The sequence below is a fragment of the Streptomyces sp. NPDC057616 genome (assembly GCF_042800575.1).
GTDB lineage: Bacteria > Actinomycetota > Actinomycetes > Streptomycetales > Streptomycetaceae > Streptomyces.
In genome coordinates, this window is record NZ_JBHVGU010000063.1 from 1 (window position 1) to 20,305 (window position 20,305).

The window sequence follows — 20,305 nt, forward strand, 5'->3', positions numbered from 1 at the left end:
GCTCCTCCCAGCAGGCCGTGCACTTCGCGGCGCAGGGGGTCCTCTCGGGCGCGTACGACATCGTCGTGGCCTGCGGCTTGGAGTCCATGAGCCGGGTGCCGATGTGGTCGAACGTGCCGCCCGGCAAAGACCCCTTCGGCCCCGGCGTCGCCGAGCGCTATCCGGAGGGCCTGGTGCCGCAGGGCATCAGTGCCGAGCTCATCGCCGCGAAGTGGTCGGTCTCCCGCGAGCAGATGGACGCCTTCGCGGTCTCCTCGCACCACAAGGCCGCCGCGGCCTGGGACCAGGGCCTGTTCGACGCGGAGGTCGCGCCCCTGGAGGGCGTCGCACGGGACGAGTGCGTACGGCCGGGCAGCACCACGGAGATCCTCGCCGGCCTCCGGCCCGCCTACCACGACCCGGCGTTCGCCGAGCGGTTCCCGCAGATCGAGTGGAACGTCACCGCGGGCAACGCGAGCCCCATCAACGACGGCGCCTCCGCCGTACTCATCATGTCCGGCGAGACGGCGGCCCGGCTCGGCCTGCGCCCGCTCGCCCGGCTGCACAGCTTCGCCGTCACCGGCTCCGACCCGCTGCTGATGCTCACGGGCGTCGTGCCGGCGACCGAGAAGGTGCTGCGCAGGGCGCACCTCACCCTCGACGACATCGACCTGTTCGAGGTCAACGAGGCGTTCGCCAGCGTCGTCCTGTCCTGGCAGCAGGAGACGGGAGCCGACCTCTCCAAGGTCAACGTGCACGGCGGCGCGATCGCCCTCGGCCATCCCCTCGGGGCCAGCGGCACCCGGCTGACCACCACCCTCGTGCACGCCATGCGCGCGCGGGGCGCCCGCTACGCCCTGCAGACCATGTGCGAGGCGGGAGGGCTGGCCAACGCGATGATCCTGGAGAGTGTGTGAGCCTGGCCCGCGGACGGCACCCCCGTACCGCCCGTGGTCACTGTCCGCGCAGGTGGTGACGCTTGCGCCAGGCCACCACGGCGGCGATCAGGGCCGGCACGGCGATGAGGGCCATCGCGATCAGGAAGGCGGGGGACGTCGGCGACGAGGCGCGGGCACCGGCGACGGCGTACGCGGCGGTGTTCGGAATCGAGCCGAGCGCGGTCGCGAGCAGGAAGGGAACCCAGCCCATGCGGGAGACGGCGGCGCAGTAGTTCGCCGCCCAGAACGGCACCCCGGGGAAGAGCCGGACCGCCATCATCGAGCGGAAGCCGTGCCGGCTCAGCTGCCCGTCCGCCGCCTTCAGCAGCCGGCCCCGCAGCAGCGGGCGCAGCGCGTCCTGCCCGAGCATCCGGCCCAGGCCGAAGGCGATCCCGGCGCCGAGCACCGTGCCGGTCAGGGCCGCCCCGGTGCCGAGCTGGGAGCCGAAGAGCGCGCCCGCCCCGAGGTTCAGCAGCGGCCTCGGCACGAACGCCACGCTGCACAGCCCGTAGGCCGCGGCGAAGACCACGGCCGCCGCGGCCCCGCCGAACTGCGGCGGCAAGCCGTGCGCCAGCAGCCGCTGCGGCTCGTAGAGCAGCACGGTGCTCGCGGCGGCGGCGAGCAGGACGACGAGCAGGGACAGGCGCGACCACGGGGAGAGCAGCACGCGCGTGACGCGCGCGCTCGGTCCCGGCGGTGCGGGTACGGCGACGGCGAGCTCCGTGGCGGCGGCCCGGGGAGAGGCCGTGGCGGTGCCCCCAGAGCGGGTGGTGGCATCGAGCATCCAGTGACACTAACCGACAAATGTCCGTGATCGCCGTATGGTTCGTCTCATGAGCGTCACAGGGCTGGTCGGCGCGCATGTGCCGTCCAGCACACTCGCCGACACCGTACTGGAACGGCTCACCGCCACGTACGCCGCGGCCGCCGACCCGGAGCGGGCGGCTCCCATGCGCGCGTACATGAAGGACGTGGCGCCCTTCCTCGGCCTCACCACACCCGGGCGCCGCGCCCTGTCCCGCACGGTCGTGGCGGGCCTGCCCCGCCCCGCCGAGGCGGACTGCGCGGCGATCGCCCTGCGCTGCTGGCAGTTGCCCGAGCGCGAGTACCACTACTTCGCCGTCGACTATCTGCGCCGGCACGTGCGCGCGTGCTCCTCCGGCTTCCTGCCGGTCGCCCGCCACCTCGTCTCCACCGTCTCCTGGTGGGACACCGTCGACCTGCTCGCCGCCCATGTCGTGGGCGCTCTGGTGGCGGCCGATCCGGCGCTGACGGCGGACATGGACGCCTGGATCGTGGACGAGGACCTGTGGGTGGCCCGCACCGCCCTGCTGCACCAGCTGCGCTACAAGGAACGCACCGACACCGAACGGCTCTTCGGCTACTGCCTGCGCCAGTCGGGCCACCCCGACTTCTTCATCCGCAAGGCCATCGGCTGGTGTCTGCGCGAGTACGCCAAGACCGACCCCGAGGCCGTACGGGCGTTCCTGGCGCGGGAACGCGGGCGGTTCGCGCCGCTGTCGGTGCGCGAGGCGCTGAAGAACATCGGGGCCTGAGCCGACCGGCGCCCGAACTCGCGGCGGGCGAACGGGCGGCAGGGGAAAACCATTAGACGTCCGACGTCCGGTCGGCGATGATCGGCGTCATGTTCCGGTACGCCTTCCACCTCGCAGCATCCGCGGTCGCGGATGCCCCGAAGGCTGCCGTCTCCACACTCGTCGCCGCAGTCGACGGCGCCCGAAGCTGACCCTCTCCGGAACGTCCGGCGGACCCCGCAGGGGGAGGGTCGGCAAGTCCTTGGGGTCCTGATCTCTCCTACGAAGAGGCTTCGAGGTATCGCCATGCCCAAGACGGCATACGTGCGCACCAAACCGCATCTGAACATCGGCACCATGGGCCACGTCGACCACGGCAAGACCACCCTGACCGCCGCCATCACCAAGGTGCTGGCCGAGCGCGGGACCGGCACGTTCGTGCCGTTCGACCGCATCGACCGCGCCCCGGAGGAGGCCGCCCGCGGCATCACCATCAACATCGCGCACGTCGAGTACGAGACGGACACCCGGCACTACGCGCACGTGGACATGCCGGGCCACGCCGACTACGTCAAGAACATGGTCACCGGCGCCGCGCAGCTCGACGGGGCGATCCTCGTCGTCTCCGCCGTCGACGGGATCATGCCGCAGACGGCCGAACACGTCCTGCTCGCCCGGCAGGTGGGGGTGAACCACATCGTCGTCGCGCTCAACAAGGCGGACGCCGGCGACGAGGAGCTCACCGACCTGGTCGAGCTGGAGGTCCGCGAACTGCTCACCGCGCAGGGCTACGGCGGCGACTCCGTACCCGTCGTGCGCGTCTCCGGGCTCAAGGCCCTGGAGGGCGACCCGCGCTGGACGGCGTCCATCGAGGCGCTGCTCGACGCCGTGGACACCTATGTGCCCATGCCCGAGCGGTACGTCGACGCGCCGTTCCTGCTGCCGGTGGAGAACGTGCTCACCATCACCGGCCGCGGGACCGTGGTGACGGGTGCCGTCGAGCGGGGTGTCGTCCGCGTGGGCGACCGGGTCGAAGTGCTCGGCGCCGGGCTGGAGAGCGTCGTCACCGGCCTGGAGACCTTCGGCAAGCCGATGGAGGAGGCGCAGGCCGGGGACAACGTCGCGCTGCTGCTGCGCGGGGTGCCGCGCGACGCGGTACGGCGCGGGCACGTCGTGGCGGCGCCGGGCAGCGTGAAGCCCGGCCGGCGCTTCTCCGCCCAGGTGTACGTCCTCTCGGCGCGCGAGGGCGGGCGGACGACACCGGTGTCGACCGGCTACCGGCCGCAGTTCTACATCCGCACCGCGGACGTGGTCGGTGACGTCGACCTCGGCGAGACGGCCGTGGCCCGGCCCGGCGACACGGTCAGCATGACCGTGGAGCTGGGACGGGACGTGCCGCTGGAGCCCGGGCTCGGGTTCGCCGTCCGTGAGGGCGGGCGGACCGTGGGAGCGGGCACCGTGACCACCGTGGAGTAGGGCGGAGACGGGCGGGGGACCGCGGGCCGGCCGTGACCGGCCGCGCGGTTCCCCGCGCACGTTCGAGGCGCCGCGGGACCGGTGTCCCGCGGCGCAGCACAATGGACCTGTGACCGAGCCCATACCTGTGACCAGGAACGTCGACTTCGGCGTCGCGAAGCTCATGCCGGACGTCGACCGCGAGCACGCCTGGCTGCTCACGGTCGACGGGGCGCCCCAGTCGTACGTGGACCTGGACGCCCCGGAGCACCTGGAGTTCGAGTACGCGCAGCGGCTCGGGCATGTGCTGGACACCCTCGCGGAGCCGGGCAGCCCGCTGGACGTGCTGCACCTCGGCGGGGGCGGGCTCACCCTGCCCCGGTATCTCGCCGCCGCGAGGCCCGGCTCACGGCAGGACGTCGTCGAGGCCGACCGCGCCCTGCTGGAGCTGGTCGTACGGCATCTGCCGCTGCCCGACGGCGCCGGCATCACCCTGCACACCGCCGACGCCCGCGCCTGGCTGGAAGCGGCCCCCGCCGGCTCCGCGGACGTCCTCGTCGCCGACGTCTTCGGCGGCTCCCGGGTCCCGGCGCACCTCACCTCGCTCGGCTACGCCCGCGAGGCCGAGCGGGTGCTGCGCGACGACGGCATCTACCTGGCCAACCTCGCCGACGCCGCGCCCTTCGCCTTCCTCCGCTCCCAACTGGCCACCTTCGCCGCGGTCTTCGAGGAGCTGGTGCTGATCGCCGAACCGGCCGTACTGCGCGGCCGCCGCTTCGGCAACGCGATCCTGGTCGCCGCCCACCACCCCGTCGACGTCCCGGCGCTGGCCCGCCGCACCGCCGCGGACGCGTTCCCCGCGCGCGTCGAACACGGCCCGGGCGTCAAGCACTTCATCGCCGACGCCCGTCCGGTCGGGGACGAGGACGCGGTGCCGTCACCCGAGCCCCCCGACGGGGCGTTCGGCATCGGCTGAGGCGTCCATCGCGGCCACCGGGCCCTCCAGCACGGGCCTGGTGGTGCGCCGGAGGTTGCGCACGTCCGGCACGCACAGGACGGCGGCCGTGACGACCACGACGAGGACGGAACAGCCCCACAGGGACGCCGTACGCCCGAAGGCCTCCTCCGCGGGGCCCGCGAAGGCCGTCGCCACGGGGACCAGCGCGATGGAGCCGAACCAGTCGTAGGCCGAGACGCGGGAGAGCTTGTCCTCCGGGATCTCCTGGTGCAGCGCGGTCATCCACGACACCCCGAACACCTCGACCAGCGTGCCGGAGAGGAACATCACCGCGCACAGGACGCCGATCGGGACCGGCACGGCCAGGGCTGCCGAAGGCAGGGCCATCGGGAAGACGCACAGGGTGCCGGCGAGGAGCAGGCGGCGCGGCTTCCAGCGGGTCATCAGGAGGGCGCCGCCGACCGTGCCCGCGCCGAAGCACGCCAGGGCCACACCCCAGGGTCCCGCCCCGCCCAGGTCGTCCCGGGCGACGAGTGGGCCGTAGACCGCGTCGGCGGCGCCGACCACGGCGTTGGCGATGGAGAACTGGACGACGACGCCCCACAGCCACGGCCGTCCGGCGAACTCCCGCCAGCCCTCGCGCAGATCGGCGAGCATGCCGCCGCCGGGCGGGCGCGGCGGGACATGGCTCACGTCGAGGAAGGCGCGCAGCGACCCGGCGACCGCGAACGCCGCCGCGTCCGCCGCGAGCACCCAGCCCGGCCCGGCCACGGCGACCATCGCGCCGCCGAGCGCGGCACCGCCGAGCCCCGCGCCCTGCATCGCCATCCGGAACACCGCGAACGCGCGGCCTGCCTGCTCGCCCTGGACCGACGACATCAGCATGCCCTCGGCGGCCGGGCCGAAGAACGCCTGCCCGGTACCGCCGAGCGCGGTGAGCAGCATCATCTGCCACAGCCGCGGCTGCCCGGTGAGCACGAGCAGCGCGAAGGCGCCCTGGGACAGGCAGTTGAGGGCGTTGGCCGCGACCATCACGCGATGCCGGGGCAGCCGGTCCGCCACCGCGCCGCCGATCAGCAGGAACACCACGAGGGGCACGGTGCGGGAGGCGGCCACCAGCCCCACGTCGCCGCCGTCGCCGCCCGCGCCGAGGACGGCGAACGCGGCGGCGATCAGTGCGCCGTTGCCGCCGAGGTTCGTGACCACGGCGGCGGCGGTGAGCAGGCTGTAGTTGCGGCCCGCCCACGCGGGGCGCGACGGGCGGCGGGAGGCGGCGGGTTCGGTCACCTCCGCACTATGACCAGCGACCCCGCCCCGCGACAAACCGATTCAGTGGGCCCCTGTGCCCGTGCCCGGGGCCGTCAGCCTCCGGTGGGCTCGCCGGACAGCCGGACCGTGCTCATGATCTTCATGATCGTCGCGTCCGGCACCTCGCCCTTGACGCCGGTCGCGCCGTAGAGGTTCCAGGCCACGTAGTCACCTGCGGAGTTCTTGAAGCCGAACGTGATCGCCTTGCCGTCGCTCGCGCACTTGGACTTGCCGATCTGCGGGCTGTTGTGGGACCTGGCCCAGGCGTACTTGCCGGTGATGCCGGAGGCCGTCTTGAAGGTCTTGGCCTTCTTGTCGAAGGTGAGGCTCTTCTTGTCAGGCTGCGTGTAGCCGCCGAAGACCCACCACGGCACCTGGTTCACGGCGACCTCGTCGGTGCTCTTCGCGCCGTCCGCACCCTTGGTGCCCACCGCGGCGAGCGCCGTGTTGTCCGAGTGGCCGTCCTTGTCGTCGTCGGAGGTGCACCACTTGGACTTGTAGTAGGCCGGTGCGGACATGACGATGAGCGGCTTGCCGGTCGGGTCCTTGTCGTCCTCGAAGCCGATCGACATGCCGGGGGAGTCGACCTCCCAGTCCGCCGGCACGTCGAAGGCGGTGCCCCACTTGGGGTTCACCACTACCTTCCAGCCCGGGATGGTCGCCTTCGCGCCCTCGCCGCCGCGGGGGTTGTCGTCGGACCCCGACGCCGACGCGCTCGGATCGGCCGACGCGGTGGGCGACTGCCTGACCTTCTTGCCCTTGGCGCCGTCGGCCTTGTCGTCGTCCTTGCCGCCGAGGACCAGGAAGCCCGTGACACCGGCGGCCACGACCACGGCCGTGGCCGCCACGATCGCGATCAGCTTCGTCCGGTTGCCGCCGCCGCCACCGCCGCCACCGGCCGGCGGCTGAGGCGCCCCCGGCGCTCCCGGCGCCCCCCACTGGGGCTGCTGCGCATAGGGGTTGGGCTGCTGGTACCCGCTCTGCTGATACGGGTTCGGCTGCTGGTACCCCGGCTGCTGGTACGGGTTGTTCTGCGCTTGAGGGTTCTGCCCCTGCGCATTCTGCTCGCCCCCGGGCGGCTGCTGTCCTGGCCACATGAAGAGCCACCCTAGTGCTGCCCGGGACACGATTCGGTCACCGTGACTTGTCGGGGCCGTAGCAAAACGGGGGCGTCAGGATTCGGAGTCGCACCTGTGCCGCTTCGTCACCCCGGACGACCGTGACGTCGCGACGCTGCCGGTGAGCCCCGAGGCGGTGGTGAACCGGGTCGCCGGGCCGGTGGCGACCTTCTTGTGGCCGGGCTGGGTGCAGGTGCCGTAGACCCAGGCCGCCGCGTCGGCGCGGGCCGCCTCGGCGCTGCTCCTGGCCCCGTTGTTCTTCCTGGTCCCGGCGCCGGCCAGCGGTGTGCGGTCGACCTGGCCGTCCTTGTCGTCGTCGGACGTGCACCGGTTCTCCTTGAGCGGCGCGGGAGCCTTCGTGGCGACCAGGGGCGTGTCGTCCGGGTCGTCGTTCTCCGCCACGTACGACACCCAACCCGCGACTTCAGGACCCAGTTGGCCGGTACGCCGAAGGCGATGCCGGCGTCGGCGTTCACCACGGCCTGCCGGCCGGCCACGGTCGGCTTCGGCGCTCCGCCGGCCCGCGGATTCGCGGTGCCGCCCGGCGACGCGGAGGACGGCGCAGGGTCCGGGTTCCGGATCGGCCTTGGCGTCGCTGCCGCCGCCCAGCAGCACGGCACCGGTCACCGCCGCGGCCACCACGACGGCCGCGGCCGCTGTGACAGCAATCACCCTGGTACGGCGGCCGCCACCCGATGGCCCGGACGGCCGAGCGGGCTGGAGGTACGGGTTGTCCTGAGGCGGCTGCTGGTGCCAATTGCCCTGGAACGGCTGCTGATGCGGATCGCCCTGTGCCGGTCGCTGCTGCGGTTCCTGGCCGCCCCCGGCTGCCGCTGTCCCGGCCACATGGGCCGCATCGATACGGCGATCGTCGTACGCGTCTGGTCAGCCGTGGCTACTCGTGGGTAACATCCATCCCATGAGCGCAGACCAGATGTCGATCGGCGAGATGCTCGCCGCGACGGTGCCGATGGCCCGGACCCTGAATCTCGAGTTCCTCGAGACCACGGCCGACAAGGCCGTCGTGGCACTGCCGGACCAGAGTGAGTACCACAACCACGTCGGCGGGCCGCACGCCGGCGCGATGTTCACGCTCGGGGAGTCCGCGAGCGGGGCGATCGTGCTGGCCGCGTTCGGGGAGCAGTTGGCACGTGCCGTCCCGCTCGCCGTCAGCGCCGAGATCGCCTACCGGAAGCTGGCGATGGGTGCCGTCACCGCCACCGCGACCCTCGGCCGGCCCGCCGCCGACGTCGTGGCGGAGCTGGACGCGGGGGAGCGGCCCGAGTTCCCGGTGTCGATCGAGATCCGGCGCGCGGACGGCGCGGTGACCGGCGAGATGACCGTGGTGTGGACGCTGCGTCCCAACGGCTGAGCGATGACGGTGGATTGAGGCCCGGGAGCGTGTCGTTCCCGGGCCTTCGGTGCGCCGTCAGGCCGCGAGCCGGCGGGTCTTCGCCGCCGCGCCGCCGTCCAGGCCGGCCACGAACTCCCTGAGCCAGGCGACGAATTCGGGGCCCAGGTCGTCCCGGTCGCAGGCCAGCCGGACCACCGTGCGCAGGTAGTCGGCCTTGTCGCCGGTGTCGTGGCGCAACCCCTCGAAGACGAGGCCGTGCACCGTGCCGCCGACGGCCATCTCCTGGAGCGCGTCGGTGAGTTGGATCTCGCCGCCCCGGCCGGGCGGGGTGCGCTCCAGGGTGTCGAAGACGGCCGGGTCGAGGACGTAGCGGCCGATCACCGCGTACCGGCTCGGCGCGTCCTGGCGCGACGGCTTCTCCACCAGGCCGGTGACGCGCACGACGTCCTGCTCGCCGGTCGGTTCCACGGCCGCGCAGCCGTAGAGGTGGATCTGCTCGGGCGGGACCTCCATCAGTGCGACGACGCTTCCCGCGTGCCGGTCGCGGACGTCGAGCATCCGGCTGAGCAGCGTCTCGCGCGGGTCGATCAGATCGTCGCCGAGCAGCACCGCGAAGGGCTGGTCGCCGACGTGGCGGCGGGCGCACAGGACCGCGTGCCCGAGGCCGAGGGGCTCGCCCTGGCGGACGTGGTGGATGTTCGCCAGCCGGGCCGGATCGCGTACGGCGTCCAGGCGTACGGCGTCCCCCTTGGCCGCCAGCGCCTGCTCCAGCTCGAAGGCGTTGTCGAAGTGGTCCTCGATGGCCCGCTTGTGCCGGCCGGTGACCATGAGGACGTCGTCCAGTCCGGCCGCGGCCGCCTCCTCGACGACGTACTGGATGGCCGGCTTGTCGACGACCGGCAGCATCTCCTTCGGGGTGGCCTTGGTCGCGGGCAGGAACCGCGTGCCGAGTCCGGCCGCCGGGACGACGGCCTTGCGCACGGTGCGGACGGGGGCGCCGGAAGCGTGGGGGGCGATCATGCGGCCCATGCTGGCGGACGCGGATGAGAGCCCGCCGAGAGACACATCGGAGCCCGCTGTGGGTCCGCGGCGGTGGAGATTTCGTGTGCCGACCGCCCTGCCGCGCACACAACTTGGTAGACCGCTCAACGACTATTTCGAATGCGGGTACGGGTACCGCCGGTAACCCATTTGAGGTTTCCGCTTTTCGGTCGGGAGCTGTTCGCACTCCTTGTTTCGTGTCCGTCAATTGTGCGAAAGTGAGCGGCCCTATAGCGGTCCCAGAACTCGACGCGGTATAGGTACGCACCAATCGGGAGCCAGATATCCGTTGGATGCGTTTCCCCCCACCGTCCCGCGGCATGGAAGGAAATGGTTCCGTGCAATCCCCCTACCCCCCACGCCCGCCCTATCCACCCCGTCCCGGATCGGGCACACCCGAATCCGACCGCAACCTTCTGGCGCAGCTGGGGCAGGGCCCCGAGGGGGCCCGCGCGACCGCGCTGCTGCTGGCCCGCCACTGGCGCGCGACCTTCGACTACGCCGTCGTCTGCCTGGCCTCCGGCGAGGACACGGCGGCCATGACCGCGGCCGCCGCCTTCCACCGGGTCCTGGGCCGGCCGGCCGACGGCGCCCTGCGGCCGCAGCTCCTCGCCGCCGTCCGGGACACGGTCAAGGAGTGGGCGGCAGATGACGGAATATCCGTTCTTCTGCCGGAACTCCGCAAAACGACCGGCGGGCGCGGACTACGTGCCGCGCGGCCCGCGACTCCGGAAAGGAGGCGCCTTGCGGAGCGGGCATTTCAGGCACTTCCGGGAGCTTCGCAATGCCTCCTGTGGCACACCGAGGTCGAGGCGGAGCCCATATCCGTACCGGCTGGTCTGTTGGGGGTGGATCCGGGCACCGCGGCGGCCGCGCTGGAGCAGGCGCGCGAGCAATTCAGAGTGGGCTGCGTACGTGCCCACCGGGAACTCGCGCCCAGCCGGGAATGCCGTTTCTACAACCGTCTCCTCGATGTCCCGATACGCCGCGGCGGAGCCCTGCTCCCCGATGTCCAGCAGCATCTGATGGCGTGCCGGTACTGCCGGCAGGCCGCAGAACAGCTCAGCCATTTCGAGGGCGGTCTGGAGGATCTGCTCGCCGAGACCGTGCTCGGCTGGGGCGCCCGGCGCTATCTCGACTCCCGCCCCCGCCGCGGCGGCGGCCTCGCCCTGCGTGCCGGGGGCGGCCCCCTGCGTCCGGGCGGCGACGGCCGGCACCGCCCGGTCCCCTCGCGCAGGCACACCGTGGCGCTCGCGGTGGGCGTCGGTGTGGCGGCCCTCGCGCTGCTCGCCACCGTGCTGGTAGCCAAGGGCTGGACCGACGACAACGGTGTCCCCGGAACGCAGGCCACCTGGGGAGCGGAGAGCAGCACCACGCTGCACCCGTCGCACACCGCGGCCGGCACCTCGTCTCGCGGCACCCTGCTGGACGGCACGCGGCCCGCCTCCGCCGCGCGCCCCGGCTCCCTGGGGCGCCCCGCCCCCGTGGGGCGGCCAGCCGAGTTCGGGCGCCGCCGGCTGCGCAGCGCCGCGTCCGGCCTCTGTGTCGACATCGACGGCGGACGGGCCGCGTCCGGTGCCGCGGCCGTCCTGGCGGCCTGTTCCGCCGCGGGCTCGCAGCAGTGGTCGTACCGGAGCGACGGCCTGCTGCGCAGCGGCCTCGACCCCGCGCTGTGCCTCGCCTCCGACCCCGGCGGGCGCTCGGTGACGCTGGCCGGGTGCCTCGTGCACGGCGAGGGGATCCGCTACGACCTCACGGTCCGCGGCGAGTTCCTGCTGCGCGACGGCAACGGGCTGCTCCTCGCGCCGGGCGGGGGGAGGGCTGTCGTGCTCGCGGCGCGGGACGGCGGGACCGGACAGCGGTGGGCGCTCGAGGCCGGCCGTGCCGGAAGTGGCCCCGGCGGACAGGGGAGTTGAGTCCGCCACGACGCCACGGGCCCTCAGGGCCGTGCGGGGCCGCCCTCACCGGGCGGCCCCGTCTTCGTTTCTTGTCGGCATCGCAGCGTTTCCCGTTCGCTTCGTTGACACGAGTCACTGCCGGTCATAGTTTTCCCGCCGCGCCCCCTGCGGCCGACGGAGCGTCAAGTCACCTGCGCCGCATGGTGCGTTCACAGCCCGAACGCACAACGTCGTGTTCGCGCACCGAAGGAGTGACGGCCCATGACCGACACTGTCTCCCGCAGATCCGCGCTGCGCCTGCTGGGCGGCGCGATCGCCGTCGCCGCCGCGGCCACCGGCGGACTCGCACCCCCCGCGCACGCGCAGGACAGACCCGAGGCGGGGGCCGGACCCCGCGTCGAAGGCCTGATCGGCAAGCTCACCCTCGACGAGAAGATCTCCCTCCTGCACGGTGCCACCGACCCGGCCTCGCTCGGCCAGGCCGGCTACGTCCCCGGGGTGCCGCGCCTGGGCATCCCGCCCCTGCGGCTGACCGACGGCCCGGCGGGCGTCCGGGTCACCCGGCACGCCACCGCCCTGCCCGCGCCCGTCCTGCTCGCCTCCGCCTTCGACCCGTCCCTGGCCCGCCGTTACGGCCAGGTCGTCGGCCGCGAGGGCCGCGCGCTCGGCCAGGACGTCCTGCTCTCCCCGATGGTCAACCTCATCCGCACCCCGTACGCGGGCCGCAACTTCGAGACGCTCGGCGAGGATCCGCTGCTCGCCTCCGACCTGGTCGCCGCGGAGATCGCCGGCATCCAGGGCGAGCATCTCGTCGCGACCGTCAAGCACTTCGCGCTGAACAACCAGGAGCAGGACCGCATGTCGGTCGACGTGCGGGTCGACGAGCAGACCATGCACGAGCTCGAACTACGCGGCTTCGAGGCCGCGGTGAACGCCGGCACCGGCGCGGTGATGGGCGCCTACAACAAGGTCAACGGCACCTTCGCCTGCGAGAACGCCACGCTGCTCACCGGCGTCCTGCGCGACCGGTGGGGCTTCAGGGGCTGGGTGATGACCGACTGGTTCGCCGCGCACAGCACCGTCGCGGCGATCACCGCCGGCCTCGACATGGAGATGCCCGACGGCGCCTACTTCGGTACGGCGCTGAAGTCGGCCGTGCAGAGCGGCAGCGTACCCGAGCGGTACGTCGACCGCGCCGTGCGCCGGATCCTCGCCGTGATGGACCGCGTCGGACTGCTCGACGGCAGCGTCCCGCCGCGCCCCGACCGCGACGCATCCGCGGGCGCGGCCGTGGCCCTGGAGGTCGCCAAGGCGGGCGCCACCCTGCTGCGCAACGAGCACGGCACCCTGCCCCTGCGGCCCGGCGGCGGCGTCGCGGTGATCGGCCCGACCGGCAGCCTGCCCTTCGTCAGCGGCGGCGGCAGCGCGCATGTCGTGCCGGACCACGCCGACAGCCCGCTCGACGCCCTCAAGTCCCGTGCGGGCAAGGTCACTTACGCCCTCGGCGAGGACCTCTACGGCAAACCGGTCCCGCCGTCCGCGCTCAGCCCCGGCTTCGCCGGCGAGGGACAGCGGGTCGCCGCGGGCGCGATCTGGACCTACGACGGGACGCTCACCGTCGCCGAGGACGACGAGTGGACCTTCGTCCTGCATTTCTCCTCCGCGCCAACGGCCCGCCCCGAGGTCCTCCTCGACGGCGCCGAACTCTTCCCGCAGGCCCCGGGATTCGGCGAGTTCTTCACCGGCGGGCTGATCTCGGCCGCCCCCGACGGACTCTCCGTGCGCCGTAAGACGCTCACCCTCGCCAAGGGCGCCCACACGCTGCGGATCACCGCGCAAGGGGGAGCCGACGGGCTGACGTTCCGGCTGCGCAGGAGCACCGGTGCCACCAGGGCACAGGACGTCGCGGAGGCCGTCGCCGCCGCCCAAGTCGCCCGCGACGTGGTGCTGTTCGCCTACGAGGACGCCACCGAGGGCCAGGACCGCGGCACGCTCGCCCTGCCCGGCCACCAGGAGCGGCTGATCGAGGCGGTCACGGCCGCCAACGCGCGCACCACGGTCGTCCTCAACACCTCGTCCTCCACGTCGATGCCCTGGCTGCGGCGCACCGGCGCCGTGCTGCAGATGTACTACCCGGGACAGGAGGGCGCGGCCGCCACCGCCGCCGTGCTGTTCGGCGAGTGCGACCCCGGCGGCCGGCTCACCCAGTCCTTCCCGGTCGACGACGACCACCATCCGGTCGCCGGCGACCCCCGCCGCTACCCGGGCGTGAACGGCACCGAGGCGTACTCGGAGGGCATCCACGCCGGCTACCGCTGGTACGACGCCGAGGGCGTGCGGCCACTGTTCCCCTTCGGGCACGGGCTGTCGTACACCTCCTTCTCCTACGAGGACCTGCGGGCCCGGTGCACCCGGCGCGGTCTGGAGGTCTCCCTCACCGTCCGCAACACCGGGCGCCGGGACGGCGTCGCGGTGCCGCAGGTCTATGTCGGGCCCTCGCCGCACCTCCGACTCGACCAGGCGGTACGGGTGTTGGCCGGTTACCGGCGGCTCGCCCTGCGCGCGGGGGAGCGGCGGCGTGTCACGCTGGACGTCACCGCGCGCACCCTGTCCTCCTGGGACACCACGCGGCACGGCTGGGTGCTCGGCACCGGCCGCCGCGCCGTGTGGGCCGGGGCGTCCGCGGGCGATCTCCGGTTGCGTACGAACGTGGAGGTGAGCAGATGATCCGGCGCATCGTCATCGGTCTGACGGCTCTGGCGGCGGCGCTCGTCGCGCCCGTGCCGGCGGCGCAGGCCGCGCCGGAGGGCGGGAGCCCCGTCGTCCGCACCGACGCGGGCCCGGTCCGCGGCGAAACGACCGCAGAGGGACGGCAGTTCCTCGGCATCCCGTACGCCGAGCCGCCGGTCGGCGGCCTGCGCTGGCGTGCCCCGCGACCCGTGCGGCCCTGGCACGGGGTGCGCTCCGCACGGGACTTCGGCAACAAGTGTGTGCAGACGTCGAGTTGGGACCCCGGCTACGAGCAGCCGTCGTACACCGAGGACTGCCTGGACCTCAACGTGTATGTGCCGGAGGGGACCGCGCGGCGGTCGGTCCTGGTCTGGTTCCACGGCGGCGGGCTGACCGCGGGCGCGGGCCAGGACGTCGTCCCCGACGTGTTCGCCCGGCAGACGGACACGGTCGTGGTGACCGTCAACTACCGCCTTGGCGCGATGGGTTTCCTCGCCACGGCCGGTCTCGACGGCGAGACGCACGACGGGGTCTCCGGCAACTTCGGAATGCTCGACCAGCAGGCCGCGCTGCGCTGGGTGCGCGCCAACATCGGCCGCTTCGGCGGCGATCCGGGCAGGGTCACCATCGCGGGCGAGTCGGCCGGCGGCCGCTCGGTCTGCACGCAGCTGGCCTCGCCGACGGCCCGCGGCCTGTTCCGCGCGGGCATCATCGAGAGCGGCGCCTACGACGACTGCACCGCCCGGACGCATCAGGACGCGGTGGACCAGGGCGCCTCCTTCGCCCGGAAGCTCGGCTGCTCGACCCTGGCGTGCCTGCGCGGCAAGTCCGCGCGCGAGGTCCTGGAGGCCCAGAACGACTTCGACTGGGGCCCGGTGACGGGTGGCGCCTTCCTGCCGGTCCAGCCCGAACAGGCCGTGGCGAACGGGACCGCATCCCGGGTGCCGGTGATCAACGGCTCGAACAAGGACGAGGGCCGGCTCTTCGCCTTCTCCTCGTTCGACCTGGCCGGCACACCCCTGACGGCCGAGCAGTACCCGGGGGTCATGCGGGACACCTTCGGCGACGCGGCCCTCGCGCGCTACCCGCTCGGCGACTACCCGACGCCGACCATCGGCTTCGCCACCGCGCTCGGCGACACCCTGTTCAGCTGCCCGGCACTGCGGCTCGACGGCCTGCTCGCCACCCGCGGCCCGGTCTACTCGTACGAGTTCGCCGACCGGACCTCCCCGCCGTTCGCCTCGCTGCGCAATCTGCACACCGACTTCGACTTCGGCGCCACGCATGTGAACGAGATCCAGTACCTCTTCAGGCACTTCGGGCTGGACTCCCCGCTGAACGCCGAGCAGAAGGCGCTGTCGCGGCAGATGGTGCAGTACTGGGGGTCCTTCGTGCGCACCGGTGTGCCCCGTGCCGCGGGGCAGCCCACGATGCCCTCCGGCCCCGGGACGGTGCTCTCCCTGAAGACCGCGTCCACGGGCGGGAACACCCTGAGCACCTCTGTCCGTCACGAACACCGGTGCGACCTGTGGGACGGTGCCTCGAACGGCTGACCCGGTAGGCTTCCCGGTGTGCGCCCCGCGCGGGCGCGCGCCGGGAACTGCAGGAACAAAGGGTCGCAAAACGGGAGGGCCGGCGTTGCACGTCCAGGAATGGCTCGACACGGTACCCGCGGGTGCCGTCTACGCCGTGGTGGCGCTGGTCATCGGACTGGAGAGCCTGGGCATCCCGCTGCCCGGCGAGATCGTCCTGGTCTCCGCCGCCCTGCTGTCCTCCCAGCACTCCGGGATCAACCCGATCGTGCTCGGCCTGTGCGCGACCGCGGGTGCCGTCGTCGGCGACTCCATCGGCTACGCGATCGGCCGCAAGGGCGGACGGCCGCTGCTGGCCTGGCTGGGCAGGAAGTTCCCGAGACACTTCAGCGAGGGGCATGTCGCCACCGCGGAGCGGTCCTTCGAGAAGTGGGGCATGTGGGCCGTCTTCTTCGGCCGCTTCGTCGCCCTCCTGCGCATCTTCGCGGGCCCGCTGGCCGGCGTGCTGCACATGCCGTACTGGAAGTTCCTCATCGCCAACGTCCTCGGCGGCATCTGCTGGGCGGGCGGCACGACGGCCGTCATCTACTACGTGGGCGTGGTCGCCGAGGACTGGCTGAAGAGGTTCTCCTACCTCGGCCTGGTGCTCGCGGTCCTGATCGGCCTCACGTCCATGCTGGTCATCAGGCGCAAGGCGAAGAAGGCGACCGCCGCCCGGGAGCGGGAGGCGGCCGAGGCGGAGGCCGTCCCGGCCGTCGACTGACGCCCCCGGGCCCATCGCCCGACGCCTGCGCCCGATCCTCGCCCGCCACCCGCCGTTTGCGCCCGCCGTTCGTCTACGGCTCCTGGTGCACCTCGTCGTGCGCCTTCGCCAGCTCCGCGTACAAGGTGCCGTTCAGGGTGACGCCCTCGCGCTCCTCCGGCGTCAGCTCCCTCCGCACCTTCGCCGGCACGCCCGCCACCAGCGACCCCGGCGGCACCTGCATGCCCTGCGGCACCAGCGCCTGCGCGGCGACGAGCGATCCGGCGCCGATCACCGCGCCGTTGAGGACCGTCGCCCCCATGCCGATGAGACAGTCGTCCCCGACGGTCGCCCCGTGCACCACCGCGTTGTGCCCGACCGACACCCGCTCGCCGATGCTCACGGGGAAGCCCGGGTCGGCATGGAGGGTGCAGTTGTCCTGGATGTTCGCCTGGGCTCCCACGGAGATCCGCTCGACGTCGCCGCGCAGGACGGCGCCGTACCAGACGCTCGCCCCGGACTCCAGCGTCACCTCGCCGATCACCGACGCCGTGGGGGCCACGAAGGCCTCGTCGTCGATCTTCGGTTCCCTGCCGCCGATCCCCGTGATCAACGCCTTGTGCGTCATCGCCTCTCCTCGTCCTCGGTTCCAGACGCACCGTAAGTGACGGGGTCCCCGGGCCGCCTGCCGGGGCCTTCGGTCACCCGCCGCGGGCGAGCGGCGGGGCCCGCGCGGGTCACCTGCCGTGGGTGATGCCCGGCGGGCGCCGGCGTCGGACCGTAAGGCCATGGAACCCACGACGCCGCGTCAGCGCTGGTTGGCCCGGGCGTCACTGGCGGCCGCCGTGGCGTCGGTGCTCGTCCTCGCCGTGTTCGCCGGGCTGAAGACCATCGGCCTGCTGCTGGTCGGACTGATCGGCACGGTCGCCACGGTGGCGGCCCTGTGGTGGATCCTCACCCGCCGGGGCCCGTCCCGCCTGCTCGCGGCGCTGCTGGCCGTCGCCGCGCCGGTCTGGATGCTGGTGGCGTACACCGGTGCCCATCTGCTCTGGGTCGTCCTCGTGGCCTGGGCCCTGTGGCTGCTCGCGCTCGCGGCCGGCCGGGGCGCCCTCGTGCGGGCCGGCCGGTCCGCCGCGCCGGCCGAGCGGCCCGCTCCGCCCGTCGAACGCGCCGTGCTGATCATGAACCCGCGGTCGGGCGGCGGCAAGGTCGAGCGGTTCGGACTGCGGGAGAAGGCCGAGTCGCTGGGCGCCCAGGTACTGCTCCTGGAGGGCCCGGGGGAGACCGACGTCTCCGAGCTCGCCCGCAAGGCCGCGGCGGAGGGCGCCGACCTGCTCGGCGTCGCGGGCGGGGACGGCACCCAGGCGCTGGTGGCCGACGTCGCCGCCGCGCTCGACCTGCCGTTCCTGGTGATCCCGGCCGGCACCCGCAACCACTTCGCGCTCGACCTCGGCCTGGACCGTGAGGACCCCGCGAAGGCGCTGGACGCCCTGCGCGACGGCGTGGAGCTGCGGGTCGACCTGGGCCGGGCGGGCGGGCGCCCCTTCGTCAACAACGTCTCCTTCGGCGCCTACGCCGAGGTGGTGCAGAGCTCGGCGTACCGCGACGGCAAGACCCGCACCACGCTGGAACTCCTGCCCGACCTGCTCCTGGGGGAGAAGGGTGCCACTCTGACAGCCCGCGCGGGCGACACCCGGTTCACCTCGCCGCAGGCCCTGCTGGTCAGCAACAACCCGTACGGCACCGGCGACATCGCGGGTCTCGGCCGCCGGGCCCGCCTGGACGGCGGGGTGCTGGGGGCCGTCGGCGTGGTGGTGAACAACGCCGCACAGGCCGCCGGTCTGCTGCGTGGGCGCCGGGCCGCCGGACTGACGCAGGCGACCGCGGCCGAGGTGGTCGTCGACGCGGACCGGCCGACGATCCCGGCCGGCATCGACGGCGAGGCGCTGGTCCTGTCCGTGCCCGTCCAGTGCGTCGTACGGCCGCGGGCGCTGCGCGTGCTGGTGCCCCGGCACCGCCCGGGCATGCGGGCGGCGCGGCCCCGGGTCGAATGGCGCCGGCTGGCCCGGATGGGCCTCCCGGCGGTGCGGGGACCGCGCCGCTGACGACGGACATGCGGGTCACATGGGCGCACCGTAGGCCTTGTGCGCCTCGGCGCGGCCGTAGGTGGCCAGCGACCAGATCACCAGCACGTCGAGCCCGATGATGATGGCCGACCACACCGCGTAGTACGGCGTGAAGAAGAAGTTCTCCAGCGCGCTCAGCGAGGCGACCACGATGCCCACCACCCGCGCCCATGTCCTGCCGGAGAAGAGGGTGAAGGCGGCCGCGAGGACGATGACGCCGGAGCCCAGGTGCAGCCATCCCCACGAGGTGACGTTGAAGTCGTACGGATAGTCGCGCACGTTCTTGTAGAAGTTGTCGTCGATGATCGCGGCCAGGCCCACGACCGCGTGGTACATGCCGATGATCGCCATCATGCACACGGCGAACACCACGCCGCCGAGCTGCAGCGGAGTGATTTTCGGCTCCGGGTCGGGAGGGCCGTACTGGGTCCGCCCCGCCGATGTCTGTCCCGCCATGATGGGCACCTCCTCGAAGGAGACTGGAGCATCCCGCGCCGGGCCCGCCCGGGGCTCACCCATAGCGGATGACTCCCGGCGGTCAGGGTGCCCGCCATCGCGCGCGCCGTCGTCACCCCGGCTGTGTGATGTGCCGGGCCCCGGACACACGAGATGCTGACGGAACGCGGGTCGCGGGCGGCGGAGGTGACTCCCATGGGCACGGCAGATGATCGCGGATCTGAACGGGACGGATCGCGTGCCGGTGGCGACTTCGAGATCCGGATCAAGGGCAGGGTGGGCCAGGCATTCCGGTCGGCCTTCGAGGAGTTGACGGTGACCGTCAACCCGCCGGAGACGGTGCTGCACGGCGCCGGGCTCGATCAGGCCGCCCTCTACGGCATCCTGGACCGCATTCAGGCCCTCGGACTCGAACTGGTCGAGGTACGGCGACTGTCTCCCGGCGACGGGGGAGATGCCGCGCCCGGACTAGGCACCGTGGACTAGTCGCCCTCCGGCGTCGGGACCAACTCTCCTGCGCCGCAGGGAAAGGGCCGTAAGGTCCCTTTCGCCACGAGGGTCCTGCCTGCACCGTTGGCATGAACCACCTACTGCCGAGGAGGTGAGGCACATGCCTTCGGTGCTTGGCAGCGAGACCCGGGAGAGGGAAGTGGACCTCTCCGGGACCGACATCCACAGGGCGATCGCGCTGCAGGGGCAGTTGCGTGCCCTCGGCCGGGACGCGGTCGGGGCGGACACCGCGCTGGTTACCTGCCTGGAGTGGGTCGCGGACACCCTGGTGGACATCGCCGTCGGACTGCGCGATCCGCGCAGCGCGGGCGTGCTGATGGACGAGGCATCGGCGGTGCTGGCCGTCGTGCCCCGTGACGGCCGGGGCCACCCTGACCCCGTTGTGCCGGCCGAATCCCTGACGGAACGTGAGCACAGCGTCCTCGTACGGCTTCAGGAGGACGAGTCGCTGCGGCAGGTCGGGCTGGACCTCTTCATCTCGCACAACACGGTCAAGTCCCACGCGCGTGCGGTGTACCGCAAACTCGGTGTCTCCTCGCGCGCGGAGGCCGTCGACCGGGCGAGAGCGCTGGGAATCCTGTAACCGGCCGGAGCGGTCCTCCGACCGACCGGAGCCGGGGGAGGA

20 protein-coding genes are annotated in these 20,305 nt (G+C 72.9%); 13 read left to right on the forward strand and 7 right to left on the reverse strand.

The features are described from left to right. Positions 1-896: thiolase family protein (locus tag ACFU97_RS43560; protein ID WP_384268201.1), on the forward strand; the 896-nt coding region annotated here is incomplete at its 5' end. Positions 897-933: 37 nt separating this feature from the next. Here ACFU97_RS43560 and ACFU97_RS43565 read toward each other — a convergent pair. Further along, entirely contained in the window at positions 934-1,701 is a 768-nt protein-coding gene (locus ACFU97_RS43565; RefSeq protein ID WP_384268204.1) for a TVP38/TMEM64 family protein, read from the reverse strand. 49 nt (positions 1,702-1,750) lie between these two features. Here ACFU97_RS43565 and ACFU97_RS43570 point away from each other — a divergent pair, with 49 nt between their 5' ends. The 3 genes from ACFU97_RS43570 to ACFU97_RS43580 all read left to right on the forward strand — a co-directional run bounded on the left by ACFU97_RS43570 (position 1,751) and on the right by ACFU97_RS43580 (position 4,883). Next, a complete protein-coding gene (locus ACFU97_RS43570) occupies positions 1,751-2,473 on the forward strand; it encodes a DNA alkylation repair protein (protein ID WP_384268207.1) in 723 nt (240 codons plus the stop codon). A 285-nt stretch (positions 2,474-2,758) separates the two neighbouring features. After that, the gene (gene tuf, locus ACFU97_RS43575; protein ID WP_384268209.1) at positions 2,759-3,928 is read left to right on the forward strand and encodes an elongation factor Tu; all 1,170 of its coding nucleotides are present in this window, start codon (positions 2,759-2,761) and stop codon (positions 3,926-3,928) included. 109 nt (positions 3,929-4,037) lie between these two features. Next, complete coding sequence (locus tag ACFU97_RS43580) at positions 4,038-4,883, forward strand: spermidine synthase (protein WP_384268212.1); 846 nt, start codon at positions 4,038-4,040, stop codon at positions 4,881-4,883. On the opposite strand, the gene ACFU97_RS43585 is transcribed toward ACFU97_RS43580, so the two are convergent. The 3 genes from ACFU97_RS43585 to ACFU97_RS43595 form a co-directional block, all read right to left on the reverse strand. Next, on the reverse strand, positions 4,845-6,152 hold the full coding sequence (locus ACFU97_RS43585; RefSeq protein ID WP_384268215.1) for an MFS transporter: 1,308 nt from the start codon (positions 6,150-6,152) through the stop codon (positions 4,845-4,847). The genes ACFU97_RS43580 and ACFU97_RS43585 overlap by 39 nt on opposite strands. Positions 6,153-6,226: 74 nt before the next feature. Continuing rightward, positions 6,227-7,270, reverse strand: a complete 1,044-nt coding sequence (locus ACFU97_RS43590) for a hypothetical protein (RefSeq protein ID WP_384268218.1) — start codon at positions 7,268-7,270, stop codon at positions 6,227-6,229. A 75-nt stretch (positions 7,271-7,345) separates the two neighbouring features. Next, positions 7,346-7,693: a hypothetical protein gene (locus ACFU97_RS43595; RefSeq protein WP_384268221.1), complete on the reverse strand. Its 348-nt coding sequence runs from the start codon at positions 7,691-7,693 to the stop codon at positions 7,346-7,348. A 54-nt stretch (positions 7,694-7,747) separates the two neighbouring features. Here ACFU97_RS43595 and ACFU97_RS43600 point away from each other — a divergent pair, with 54 nt between their 5' ends. Both ACFU97_RS43600 and ACFU97_RS43605 read left to right on the forward strand, forming a co-directional pair. After that, positions 7,748-8,200, forward strand: coding sequence for a hypothetical protein (locus tag ACFU97_RS43600; RefSeq protein WP_384268224.1), 453 nt, complete (start codon positions 7,748-7,750; stop codon positions 8,198-8,200). A gap of 10 nt (positions 8,201-8,210) precedes the next feature. Continuing rightward, positions 8,211-8,663 carry a DUF4442 domain-containing protein gene (locus tag ACFU97_RS43605; RefSeq protein ID WP_384268227.1) on the forward strand — a complete coding sequence of 151 codons (453 nt, stop codon included), beginning with the start codon at positions 8,211-8,213 and terminating at the stop codon, positions 8,661-8,663. 57 nt (positions 8,664-8,720) lie between these two features. Here ACFU97_RS43605 and galU read toward each other — a convergent pair whose 3' ends face one another. Next, complete coding sequence (gene galU, locus ACFU97_RS43610) at positions 8,721-9,665, reverse strand: UTP--glucose-1-phosphate uridylyltransferase GalU (RefSeq protein ID WP_384268230.1); 945 nt, start codon at positions 9,663-9,665, stop codon at positions 8,721-8,723. A gap of 359 nt (positions 9,666-10,024) precedes the next feature. Between galU and ACFU97_RS43615 the strand changes: the two genes are divergently transcribed. The 4 genes from ACFU97_RS43615 to ACFU97_RS43630 all read left to right on the forward strand — a co-directional run bounded on the left by ACFU97_RS43615 (position 10,025) and on the right by ACFU97_RS43630 (position 16,609). Then, the gene (locus ACFU97_RS43615; protein WP_384268233.1) at positions 10,025-11,602 is read left to right on the forward strand and encodes an RICIN domain-containing protein; all 1,578 of its coding nucleotides are present in this window, start codon (positions 10,025-10,027) and stop codon (positions 11,600-11,602) included. A 243-nt stretch (positions 11,603-11,845) separates the two neighbouring features. Beyond that, positions 11,846-14,311: a beta-glucosidase gene (locus tag ACFU97_RS43620; protein WP_384268236.1), complete on the forward strand. Its 2,466-nt coding sequence runs from the start codon at positions 11,846-11,848 to the stop codon at positions 14,309-14,311. After that, positions 14,308-15,867, forward strand: coding sequence for a carboxylesterase/lipase family protein (locus ACFU97_RS43625; protein WP_384268238.1), 1,560 nt, complete (start codon positions 14,308-14,310; stop codon positions 15,865-15,867). Before ACFU97_RS43620 ends, ACFU97_RS43625 begins: the two co-directional genes overlap by 4 nt. 85 nt (positions 15,868-15,952) lie before the next feature. Then, positions 15,953-16,609, forward strand: a complete 657-nt coding sequence (locus ACFU97_RS43630; protein ID WP_384268241.1) for a DedA family protein — start codon at positions 15,953-15,955, stop codon at positions 16,607-16,609. A gap of 73 nt (positions 16,610-16,682) precedes the next feature. Here ACFU97_RS43630 and ACFU97_RS43635 read toward each other — a convergent pair whose 3' ends face one another. After that, a complete protein-coding gene (locus tag ACFU97_RS43635; RefSeq protein WP_384268244.1) occupies positions 16,683-17,216 on the reverse strand; it encodes a gamma carbonic anhydrase family protein in 534 nt (177 codons plus the stop codon). A 160-nt stretch (positions 17,217-17,376) separates the two neighbouring features. Between ACFU97_RS43635 and ACFU97_RS43640 the strand changes: the two genes are divergently transcribed. Then, positions 17,377-18,693 (forward strand): diacylglycerol/lipid kinase family protein, encoded by a 1,317-nt coding sequence (locus ACFU97_RS43640; RefSeq protein ID WP_384268247.1) that lies wholly within the window; start codon positions 17,377-17,379, stop codon positions 18,691-18,693. A 15-nt stretch (positions 18,694-18,708) separates the two neighbouring features. Here ACFU97_RS43640 and ACFU97_RS43645 read toward each other — a convergent pair whose 3' ends face one another. Then, positions 18,709-19,170, reverse strand: a complete 462-nt coding sequence (locus ACFU97_RS43645) for a hypothetical protein (RefSeq protein WP_384268250.1) — start codon at positions 19,168-19,170, stop codon at positions 18,709-18,711. 195 nt (positions 19,171-19,365) lie between these two features. Between ACFU97_RS43645 and ACFU97_RS43650 the strand changes: the two genes are divergently transcribed. Both ACFU97_RS43650 and ACFU97_RS43655 read left to right on the forward strand, forming a co-directional pair. After that, positions 19,366-19,656, forward strand: a complete 291-nt coding sequence (locus ACFU97_RS43650; RefSeq protein ID WP_384268253.1) for a hypothetical protein — start codon at positions 19,366-19,368, stop codon at positions 19,654-19,656. Between the two features lie 124 nt (positions 19,657-19,780). Beyond that, positions 19,781-20,263, forward strand: coding sequence for a LuxR C-terminal-related transcriptional regulator (locus ACFU97_RS43655; protein WP_384268256.1), 483 nt, complete (start codon positions 19,781-19,783; stop codon positions 20,261-20,263). Positions 20,264-20,305: the final 42 nt, after the last annotated feature.